Here is a 9,011-nt window from a genome sequence, read left to right on the forward strand (position 1 = left end):
TGTCACTCCGGCGCACGACTCAGGCGCCGCCTCACGCGCGACGCCCGCCGGCATCCTGCGTGCCGCGCGCGAACCACCACCCAGCCGCGACCCGAAGCGAGGCTGGCCAGGATCTGGGTCGGGGCCAGCAGCCAGTCCGCCAGGTCCATCCCGCCAGCGGGGTCGACGCCGAGCCGGCCTGCGAAGAACGCCCCGCGCGGTGGTCACCTCCACCTGGTGGTGGGGCCGGCCGTCGAGTCGATCGCTGTCGGGAAGGACAACCGGGAAACCGTCGAACCGCGCTGGCAGCCTCTCCAGGGCGACGTCGATCGGCGTGGTGTCAAGTCCTGGCGGGACGAACAGCTGCACGCGGGGGCCGAAATCGTGGTCCGTGGAAACCTCGCCATCGAAGCCGAGGACCTCGGAACCCTCACCGAGCAACGCGGCAGCATGAGGCACGCCCGCGATCAGCGGCCAGACCGCCCGCTCGTAGAATCGTCGAGAAAGATCACTGCCGGGCACGGCTCTGCGATCACTGTTCAGTCGAGGCAGAACTCGTTGCCCTCGGGGTCGGCCATCACGATGTGTCCGGCGTGCGGTGGAGTGGGCTCGTGGCGGTGTAGTCGGGTGGCACCGTGGCCGACGAGTCGCTCCGCCTCCTGCTCCAGCGCCGCCATCCGAGCCTCGCCCTCCAGTCCGGACGCGGCTCGTACGTCGAGGTGAACGCGGTTCTTGGCCCGTTTGCCCTCCGGGACCCGCTGGAAGAACAGCCGTGGACCGGAGCCGGCGGGGTCGACCATCGCCGCGGCATCGTCGTGGCGCTCGGGTGGAACGCCCATCGCAGTCAGAGCCTGCTCCCAGGACGCGAAACCGGCGGGCGGCTCCTGCGGACGGTAGCCGAGGACCTCGCCCCAGAAGGCCGCGAGCCCCGCCGGATCTGCGCAGTCAAAGGTGATCTGGATGTCGCGGGTCATGCGTCTCCCGTCAGTAACAGCGGCCCGGGTAAATATCCCTACCTGCCTACGGGTGGGAGGCCCACGGGTTGACGAGTGGGACCCCCATGGGCGCGAAGTCGGACTCGTTGCGGGTGACGAGCGTGAGGCTGTGGACCTGAGCCGTGGCGGCGATGAGCGCGTCGTGAGCTGGGCGCCGGTCGGGCACGTGGAGTCGTGCCGCCGAGTCGGCAACGGCCTGATCGATGTCGAGCAGTCGGCCCGTGTATGCCGGGAGCACATTGTGGTCCAGCCACGAGTCGAGGACCGCCGCCTGTCGGGCGTCGTGCCGTCGCTTGTTCTCGATGCCCGCGCGCAGTTCCAGCAGGGTGATGACGGAGAGGAAGGTGTCCGATGGCGACAGGGTGTCGGCCCAGGCGTTGAATCGGTCATCCCTGCGTTTCACGGGCTTGCGGAGCTCGGAGATGATGTTGGTGTCGAGCAGGAAGCTCACAGGTCGGCCTCGCGCAGCGAGTCCCGCGGCCGTACGGGCTCGAAGTCGATGTCCTCGTCCAGGACGAACGCGTCGCCCAGGCTACCCGCGGTGCCCGTGAGCCGTTGGTAGTCGGCGAACGACAGCAGGACGTGCGACGGCCGACCGTGATCCGTAATGATCACAGGACCGCTGGCGGCAGCCCGCTTGACCGCGCTCACGTCGCGGTTGAACTCTCGCGATGAGACCATGGTCACCGCGACCACCTCCCCGGTAGGTACGTACCTACACTACCCGTTGCGAGTGACTCGCTCAGCCGCACATCACAGGGATCGCCGCCTGCTGGGCAAAGTGGCCCCTCGGTCGCGCACAGCACGCTGCCAGCCTTCGCCCGCCTGTGCGATGACGACCGCTGATTACGAAGCACCGTCACGAGAGTGCCCGGTCGATCTCTACAGGCCGCTTCCGCTCTGACGCGTGTTCCCCCGCTCCACTCGCCCGGCACCGGCCGCCGGGTGTGCGGCGGAGTGGCCGGCTACCGGCCGCATCGGGTTCCGCTCTCGCCTTGGCTCCGCGGGAGACCGACGATCACAGCCGCCAGGTCGAACGCGAATACGCGCTCGGATCCGGCCGCATCGACCTTCATCTCCGCTGGCCCTACGCACCCCGCGGGGGACCGCGGCAGGTCCAGCGCGAGGGTTTTGAGATCAAGGCCTGGCGCACCGGCGGATCCAACCCGCTCAAGACCGGGCTCATACAGCTGGACCGCTACCTCAACCGACTCCAGTTGCCGATCGGCACTCTTGCGATCTTCGACCAGCGCACGAACGCGCCTCCCATCGACGAACGCACCGCGATCACCACCGTGACCAGCCCGGCCGGGCGCTGCATCACTCTCCTCAACGGCTGACCGACGCCCGCGCGCCTTGGGTCCGAACACGACGCGGGGGCCAAGTTGTTCGCGAGGCCGGACTCGAGCCAATGCCACGTGGGGTGCGCAGAAAAATAACACGTAGAGTCACAGATGTGCCGATCCGACGGGCCGGCGTGGCGCTCATCTACGGGCGGTCACACCTGGGGTGCCAGGACGAGGTGCGGCGAGGTGGCCGCGCGCCGCGTGCCCGGGGAGCCGAGGAGAGCGGTAAGGGTGCCGGTCTCGTCTGCGATCAGCTCGCTGCCGTTCGGGTTGCCGGGACTCCACTCGAACGGGGCGTCGAACAGCTTCGCGGCGAACTCCATGACGGCCGCAGGGCTGTCGCCGACGGTGGCGGACGTCGCGATGGCCTGCAGCGAGCGGGCGGAGTCCTCTCCCTGGAAGAAGACCTTCTGCTTGAGCCGGCGCAACAGCATGCCGACTTCCTCTGCTTTCGCCCCGTCGTAGACGTGCGCCTCGTCCAGCACGACGAAGCGCCAGTGCCCGCCGTGCGGCCCCTCGAACAGGTCCATGTCCGCGGGGCGCAGAAGCAGGTACTCCAACATCGCGTAGTTGGTCAGCAACAGGTGCGGCGGGCTGTCGCGCATCTCGGTTCGGGAGAGCAGCTCGTTCGGGAGCCTGGCCTCGCCCGGGTTCAGGGCCTCGAACAGGGAGGCGCCCTCGGCGGGCCGCTCTGGTGTCTCCCCGGTGTACCGGCCGAACGTGATCTCGGGTGTGCCCGCGAGCACCTGCCGCAGTCGGCGCACCTGGTCGTTGGCCAGGGCGTTCATCGGGTACAGCAGCAGCGCCCGGACCCCTGGACCCAGCGTCCCGGCGTCCCGCTGTCGGACGAGCTCGGAGAGGACCGGCAGCAGGAAGCTCTCCGTCTTGCCCGACCCGGTCCCGGTCGCGACGACGAGGTTGCGGCCCGCGGCGGCTTTGCGGATCGCCATTTCCTGGTGCGCGTACAGCGGCCGGTCCAGCGGCAGCGCGGGCCCGCCGAGCCGGGCGAACCCGCTGGGCAGGACACCGTCGACGATCAGCCGCCGCAGGCTGGCGCCCGCCGCGTACGGCGGTGTCGCCTCGAGCACCGGCCCCTTGGTCAGCAGCGGACTGGCGTCGATCGCGTCCCGCAGCGCCCGCGCGAGCTTCGGGTCGCGCACCGGCAGCAGCGACCGCAGGTAGCGGCGGTACGTCAGGCTGAGGTGCTCGGCGGTGGCAATCACGTCCATCACTGAAGGATCTCCCGTCGGGGTTTTCCGCTGTTCGGGGCCCTCGTGGGTGGCCCGCGCGAGGGGGCGGCGATGTCAGGCCTGTGTGACCGTCCACGGATCATCGGCCGGGCCGGCGCCGGTCACGGTGGCGAATGTCACGACGGTTCCCCCGCCGACGGTGATGGTGAGCTCGGTGTCGCCGTGGACGGCCGCCGTGTCCAGGATGCGGCGCAGCGGGTAGCGGCCGTCGCGCAGCGCCCCCAGGACCTGGACGGGTTCTCCGCCCGCCATGAGCGTGATCGCCGGTGGCGTGGCGGCGCCCGGCAGGTCGATGCGCAGCAGGCCCCCGCGCCACAGGTCGTCGTGGGTGAGGCGCAGCGGGCCCACGTGGTGCCACCCGGTCGCCTCGGCGCCGCTGCCCGGCTCGGGATCGATCCGCAGCCGCAGGTGCGGCGGGGTCACGGCCAGGCGCTGGACCACCGCGCCGGCGACGCAGGTGACCTCCCGCGTCACCGTCTCCTCCTGGTAGGCGGCCGCGGCCGGGGAGACCGTCATGCCCGGTGGGGCCGAGATCACCGCCTCTGCGGGCTGAAGCCCCCGGGCGCTGGTGAGCCGAGGGGCCGGGTATGAGGTGACGCCCAGGCCCTCCGCGAGCACCACGGTGCGGCGCAGCCCGGGGATCACAGAGATCACGAGCTCGCCGAGCAGTGGCCGCCGCATACCGCGCCACAGGACGTCCGGTCGCCACGTGTCACCGGTCGTCGTGACACTCGCGAGGGTGGCCCCGGAGTCCGTCCGCCGCGCCTCGACCCGGAAGGTGGCCTGACCGGGCGGGAGCAGGACCTCGGGGGGCGAGGCGAGGACAGGCCTGCCAGCGACGGTCGTGACGCCGGGGATCGGCGGACCCGTGCGCAGCACCGGCCTGGTCCGGCCGCGCACGAGGCGACGGCTGGCACCGGCACCGGCACCGGCACCGGCACCGGCACCGAGGGCGATCCAACGAGCCCCCCGCAGGTCCACCTGGATGAGGCGCCAGCCACGCCAGGCCAGCGGGAGCGTGCTCGTCACGAGGATCCGGACCGGCGCGTCGGAGCGCAGTTCGGCGCCCGCCGAGCAGAGCACCCAGACGGCGTCGGCGGGCAGCGCCCCGTCCACGAGTGCCCCGTTCTCGTCGAAGGCCAGCAACGTGGCGCCCTCGGCGGTGATCTCCTCCGGCAGCCCCGCGCGGGCCTGTCCCGAGACGCCGTCCGTCAGGAGGACCCCGCCGCCGAACGGGTCAAGGCGCGCCTGGCCCGCCCCGTCGGAGAGGTCGCCCGCGGAACCGGCGTGGTCCTCCGGCGCGGTCACATGGGCGAGCACGGCCACCTCGACAGCGGGCGCGCCAGGCAGTCCCAGCACCCCGAGCGCCGCGAGGAACGCGTCACCCCACTCACGGGCGGACCGCGCACTTGACCGCAGCCCCGCGGCCCGGTGCCAGGCAGGCCAGAACGCCGTCGTGTCGGACCCGGACGCGGCGCGGGCGATCCCGACGACCACGCAGGCGGGCCACCTCTGCGCCACCCCGCCGGCCCTCAGAGCCCGGGACTGCGCTCCCAGCGCCGTAGCCACCGCCTGCGCGAGCCCAGGCTCTGCCTCAAGCCGCCCGGCGACAGCACCCGCCCGGAGCTCTCGTCGCCAGCCGAACTCGAGCAGGTCGAGCAGCCTGTCACCGGCGATGGTGCCGCTGATGGCTCTACCTTCACTGGGCAGGAGGGCCTCCGAGGAACGCTTGCGCCGTTTGTCCCGCGAGGACTGACACGAGACGGCGTCCTCGAAGGTCTCCAGCGCAGGGCGTGGGAACGCCGGATGGGTGAACTGCTGCTCGGCGCGCCGCGCGCCGGCCGTGACACCGGACCGGCGTCTCCTGGAGATACCTGCCCCACGACTTCCCGCCGCACACCACCGTCTACTTCTCCTACGCCGCCTGGCGCGACGAGGGCATTCTTGTCCGGCTCGGCTATGAGCTGACCGGCCTGGCCCGCGCCGCCGACGGCCGCGATCCCGAGCCGACCGCCTGCATCCTCGACACCCAGACCGTCACGACCTCCACCGACGTCCCCCGTGCCAGCCAGGGCACCGACGCCGCCAAGAAGATCGTCGGGAGCGGGGCGTGGTCACCGACACCCTCGGCCTGCTGCTCGCCGTGACCGTCACCGCCGCCCACCTGTCCGACAACACCCTGGGCACACGCCTGCTCGACCAGACGAAGGACACCTGGCAGACGATTTCCAAGACCTGGGTCGACACAGGATTCAAGAACACCGTGGTCGAGCACGGAGCCGCCCTCGGCATCGACGTCGAGGTCGTCTCCAGAAAAACCGGGACCCGCGGTTTCCACCTGGTGAAACGGCGGTGGGTCGTCGAGCGAACCCTGGGCTGGCTGATGTTCCACCGTCGCCTCGCCCGCGACTACGAGACCCTTCCCGCCAGCTCCGAAGCAATGATCCACATCGCTATGATCGACAATGCGGCCAAGCGCATCACGGGCGAGACCACACCCACTTACAGGCCGAGCCACGCCCGCGCGCAAAAGCCAAGCAGGGCGTCGCCAACCGAATCCGGGGCAATGAGATGAGGATCAGGTGCTGACGGCCGCAGCGTCGGCGCGAGCCAAGGTGGCGTCCAGGACGGCGTACTCGGCTTCTTCCACAGCGGCGATAGCGAAAGAGATCGCGCAGACGGCGTCGTCCTCCGCGTACTCCGCGCGCCGCTCGGCACGCTGGGCGTCGCGCTCGGCCTGCTTCTGTTGGACCTCAGCACGCACCTTGCTCACGTGGTCCTTCCAGCGCTCCTGGATCTCGCGCCACCGACTGGATGTCTCCTGGGTCACGTCCGCGGCCTTCTCACGAAGCTCGCTCGCGTGCTGCTCGGCGTTGGCGCGAGCCTGCTCGACTTTGGCCGCCAGCTCCTCGCGGGTCTCGGCTTCGGCAGCATCCGCAGCACTCTCGGCTGCCTTGGCACGCCTTGAGAGGTAGGCCAGTTGTTCGGACAAACGGGCCATAATTCTCACCCTTCCGCCGTCTTCCTGCATAATCACACGACAATCATGCTAGCGCGGATTCCTGGCTGACGCAGGTCCACCCCAACGACGGCGACCATCGCAACCTACATCCCCATTACAGTGATTTGCAACCATCTGTCGACGTCAACCGGCCCGAAGTACAGCGGAGATCCGCCACCCAACAGCGGGTGAATGCGCGGCACGCCGAACAGCCTCCATCCGCGCACTCCCGAGTAGACTTCCGGCATCATCTTCGTAGGTTCGTCTGGCGTCGCAGCGCCTCGCGGTTCGCCCGCTCGCGTGCCGCATGGCCGATGATTCCTGGGCGACGAGAGCTGGTACGTACTGTCGGCTCGCCTGGTCGACCTGGCCCGTGATGCCGGAGCCTGACTGTGCTCCCGATCGCCCTTGTCTCGCGCCTGGCGATTCAGGTGTTCGCCGGCATAGCCAGCCCAGCGCTCAAGGTGACTATGGTCCGGTACGGCCGGGTTTTCTCGCGTCCTGGTCACGCCGACTGGGGACACGACTGGGGTGTTCGACGGACTCATTCAGTGCCTCGCGGGTACGACGGTGCTCGATGCAAGGCCCCCTTCCGTAAGGAGCAGACCGTGAGCACTATCACCACCAGCGACGGAACCGAAATCTACTACAAGGACTGGGGCAAGGGCCCGGCAGTCACGTTCTCGCACGGCTGGCCGCTGAGCTCTGACGCGTGGGACGGCCAGATGCTGTTCCTCGCGCAGCACGGCTTCCGCGTGGTCGCGCACGACCGACGCGGTCACGGCCGGTCCAGCCAGGCTTCGTCGGGCAACGACATGAACGGCTACGCCGACGATCTGGCGGCCGTGATCAACGCGCTCGATCTTACCGACGTCACGCTGGTGGGCCACTCCACCGGCGGTGGAGAGGTCGCTCGCTACATCGGACGTCACGGAACGGCGCGGGTTGCCAAAGCAGTCCTGATCGCCGCGGTTCCGCCGATCATGCTGAAAACCGCCGCCAATCCTGAGGGCCTGCCGATCGAGGTTTTCGACGGCCTGCGGGCCGGTCTCGCCAAGGACCGCTCGCAGTTCTACAAGGATCTGGCAGTCCAGTTCTACGGCGCAAACCGGCCCGGTGCCGAGGTCTCGCAGGGCCTGCTCGACCAGTTCTGGACCTGGAGCATGCAGTCGGGCCTCATCAACGCCTACGAGAGTGTCAAGGCATTCTCCGAGACGGACTTCACCGAGGACCTCGAGAAGTTCGACGTCCCGACCTTGGTGCTGCACGGCGAGGACGACCAGATCGTTCCGGTGAGGGACTCGGCGGTGAAGTCGGCCCGGCTCATCAAGGGCGCAAGGGACATCTACTACCCGGGTGCGCCGCACGGCATCACGGCCACGCACCAGAATCAGGTCAACGCCGAACTGCTCGCCTTCATCCAGGGCTAGCCGCGATCGTCGCCCGAAGCATCGGCTTCTCCGACCCGCAAAGACACAAGAAGCGTGCTTCACCATCACGGCTCCGTCACCGGATGGCTTCCGGAGCCTAGAGCGGCAACTGAAGGGATTCACCATGAAGATCGTGGTTATCGGTGGAAGCGGCCTCATCGGGTCGAAGATCGTCAAAAAACTTCGTGACCACGGCCACGAAGCGGTGCCGGCATCACCAGACTCGGGCGTCAACACACTCACCGGCGAGGGCCTGGCCGAGGCGCTCGAGGAAGCCTCTGTGGTCGTCGACGTGTCGAACTCCCCATCCTTCGAGGATGCAGCAGTGTTGACGTTCTTCCAAACATCAACCGGCAATCTCCTCAACGCTGAAGCGGCCGCAGGCGTGGGCCATCACGTCGCGTTGTCGGTCGTTGGAACCGAACGCCTCCTCGAAAGCGGATACTTCCGCGCCAAGATCTCCCAAGAAAAGCTGATCGAGGGATCGTCGATCCCCTACTCGATCGTCCGCGCGACGCAGTTCTTCGAATTCGTCAATCGCCTCGCTGACTTTGCAACCGACGGCAACACAGTGCGACTCGCACCCGCCCTGATCCAACCCATGGCAGCTGACGATGTCGCGACCGCGGTTGGCAGGGTCTGCGTGGGATCGCCGGTGAACGGCATCGTTGAAGTGGCGGGGCCACAAAAGTTTCGTCTCGACGAACTCATCCGACTAGACCTCAGGGAACGCCACGATCCACGCGAAGTGATCACGGATCCACGCGCACGCTACTCCGGCGCAGAACTGAACGAGCGCACCCTCGTTCCCGGCGATGACGCCAGCCTCGCCGAGACCCGATTCGAAAACTGGCTCAGCCGCTCCACGGCCCAGCAGCAATCAACTCCGAGTGGAAAGGAACCTAGGCTAAGTGGTCTCGCCCGTAAGTCCTTCGGAGGTTGATCAGGCTGCCTGTGGGGCGGAGGATTCTTCTTATCGGTCGGGTGCGTGTCGATCGAGTCTGGCCAGT

Annotated in this window: 8 protein-coding genes and 2 pseudogenes; 4 read left to right on the plus strand and 6 right to left on the minus strand. The window is 68.7% G+C overall.

Annotated features, from left to right (window positions below; translation table 11 throughout):
* Positions 1–518: 518 nt before the first annotated feature.
* Genes NBW84_RS19225 through NBW84_RS19235 form a run of 3 tightly spaced genes read right to left on the minus strand, consistent with a single transcriptional unit; the run spans position 519 to position 1,655 of the window.
* Complete coding sequence (locus NBW84_RS19225) at positions 519–953, minus strand: VOC family protein (protein ID WP_250286130.1); 435 nt, start codon at positions 951–953, stop codon at positions 519–521.
* Positions 954–999: 46 nt separating this feature from the next.
* Positions 1,000–1,425 (minus strand): type II toxin-antitoxin system VapC family toxin, encoded by a 426-nt coding sequence (locus NBW84_RS19230; RefSeq protein WP_250286131.1) that lies wholly within the window; start codon positions 1,423–1,425, stop codon positions 1,000–1,002.
* Positions 1,422–1,655, minus strand: coding sequence for a type II toxin-antitoxin system Phd/YefM family antitoxin (locus NBW84_RS19235; protein WP_250286136.1), 234 nt, complete (start codon positions 1,653–1,655; stop codon positions 1,422–1,424). Before NBW84_RS19235 ends, NBW84_RS19230 begins: the two co-directional genes overlap by 4 nt.
* A gap of 314 nt (positions 1,656–1,969) precedes the next feature.
* Between NBW84_RS19235 and NBW84_RS19240 the strand changes: the two genes are divergently transcribed.
* On the plus strand, positions 1,970–2,314 hold the full coding sequence (locus NBW84_RS19240; RefSeq protein ID WP_250286132.1) for a hypothetical protein: 345 nt from the start codon (positions 1,970–1,972) through the stop codon (positions 2,312–2,314).
* Positions 2,315–2,568: 254 nt separating this feature from the next.
* Here the strand turns inward: NBW84_RS19240 and NBW84_RS19245 are convergent.
* Together NBW84_RS19245 and NBW84_RS19250 are read right to left on the minus strand one after the other, a co-directional pair.
* Positions 2,569–3,549 (minus strand): annotated as a pseudogene (locus tag NBW84_RS19245) (DEAD/DEAH box helicase); the annotation flags it as partial.
* A 75-nt stretch (positions 3,550–3,624) separates the two neighbouring features.
* Positions 3,625–5,091, minus strand: a complete 1,467-nt coding sequence (locus NBW84_RS19250; RefSeq protein WP_250286133.1) for a hypothetical protein — start codon at positions 5,089–5,091, stop codon at positions 3,625–3,627.
* Positions 5,092–5,417: 326 nt separating this feature from the next.
* Here NBW84_RS19250 and NBW84_RS19255 point away from each other — a divergent pair.
* Positions 5,418–6,145 (plus strand): annotated as a pseudogene (locus NBW84_RS19255) (IS5 family transposase); the annotation flags it as partial.
* A gap of 3 nt (positions 6,146–6,148) precedes the next feature.
* Here the strand turns inward: NBW84_RS19255 and NBW84_RS19260 are convergent.
* Positions 6,149–6,601, minus strand: coding sequence for a YtxH domain-containing protein (locus tag NBW84_RS19260; protein WP_250286138.1), 453 nt, complete (start codon positions 6,599–6,601; stop codon positions 6,149–6,151).
* A gap of 521 nt (positions 6,602–7,122) precedes the next feature.
* Here NBW84_RS19260 and NBW84_RS19265 point away from each other — a divergent pair.
* Both NBW84_RS19265 and NBW84_RS19270 read left to right on the plus strand, forming a co-directional pair.
* The gene (locus NBW84_RS19265) at positions 7,123–8,001 is read left to right on the plus strand and encodes an alpha/beta fold hydrolase (RefSeq protein ID WP_445548511.1); all 879 of its coding nucleotides are present in this window, start codon (positions 7,123–7,125) and stop codon (positions 7,999–8,001) included.
* A gap of 124 nt (positions 8,002–8,125) precedes the next feature.
* Entirely contained in the window at positions 8,126–8,944 is an 819-nt protein-coding gene (locus NBW84_RS19270) for an SDR family oxidoreductase (RefSeq protein WP_250286135.1), read from the plus strand.
* Positions 8,945–9,011 lie beyond the last annotated feature (67 nt).

This window comes from Protofrankia sp. CiP1_Cm_nod2 (assembly GCF_920664355.1).
GTDB lineage: Bacteria > Actinomycetota > Actinomycetes > Frankiales > Frankiaceae > Protofrankia.

What these genes read in the sequence shown, in the direction of transcription:
- NBW84_RS19225 (WP_250286130.1), bottom strand. Translation starts at nt 953, where the DNA reads ATGACCCGCGACATCCAGATCACCTTTGACTGCGCAGATCCGGCGGGG.
- NBW84_RS19235 (WP_250286136.1), bottom strand. Translation starts at nt 1,655, where the DNA reads ATGGTCTCATCGCGAGAGTTCAACCGCGACGTGAGCGCGGTCAAGCGG.
- NBW84_RS19260 (WP_250286138.1), bottom strand. Translation starts at nt 6,601, where the DNA reads ATGCAGGAAGACGGCGGAAGGGTGAGAATTATGGCCCGTTTGTCCGAA.
- NBW84_RS19270 (WP_250286135.1), top strand. Translation starts at nt 8,126, where the DNA reads ATGAAGATCGTGGTTATCGGTGGAAGCGGCCTCATCGGGTCGAAGATC.